1 protein-coding gene is annotated in these 727 nt (G+C 62.6%); it reads left to right on the forward strand.

The genetic code is table 11. The annotated features are described in order from the left end of the window. Positions 1-96 precede the first annotated feature (96 nt). A partial coding sequence (locus tag JMF90_RS39190; protein ID WP_201326561.1) for a branched-chain amino acid ABC transporter substrate-binding protein occupies positions 97-727 on the forward strand: 631 nt, incomplete at its 3' end.

Consider the following 727-nt stretch of genomic DNA (forward strand, 5'->3'; position numbering starts at 1 on the left):
AATATGACCAAAATCCCGATCATTATTTTGAAATTGCTTGCGATGTGACCACGCGTGTCCTACATTGGTTTCACACAAAACCAATCAGGAGACATCATGCGACACCTCGTGACCGCGCTCTCGGTGGCTATTACCGCCGGCGCGCTGACTTCCGCGCACGCGCAGGAAGTCGTGATGATCGGCCATTCGGCGCCCCTCACGGGCCCGCAGGCCGCCAACGGCAAGGATAACGAAAACGGCGCGCGGCTCGCGGTCGAGGAGCTCAACAAGGCCGGCATCAAGGTCGCCGGCAAGACCGTCACCTTCAAACTGGTTTCCGAAGACGACCAGGCCGACCCGAAGGCCGGCGTGCAGGTCGCGCAGAACCTCGTCGACAAGGGCGTCGTTGCCGTGCTCGGGCCGTACAACTCGGGCGTCGCGATCCCCGCGTCGCGCGTGTATTCGACCGCCGGCGTGCCGATCCTGCCGGTCGCGTCGAACCCGGCACTGACGAAACAGGGCTTCAAGAACATCTTCCGGATCGGTGCGAGCGACGAGCAGCTCGGCGGCACGATGGCCACGTTCGCCGCGAAGACGCTGAACGCGAAAACCGCCGCCGTGATCGACGATCGCACCGCGTATGGGCAGGGCGTCGCCGAGCAGTTCATGAACGTCGCGAAGGCGAACGGCATCAAGATCGTCGACCAGGAATACACGAACTCGTCGGCCACCGATTTCCTCGGCATTC

The organism is Burkholderia sp. E168m23 (genome assembly GCF_016586125.1).
Lineage (GTDB): Bacteria > Pseudomonadota > Gammaproteobacteria > Burkholderiales > Burkholderiaceae > Burkholderia > Burkholderia orbicola.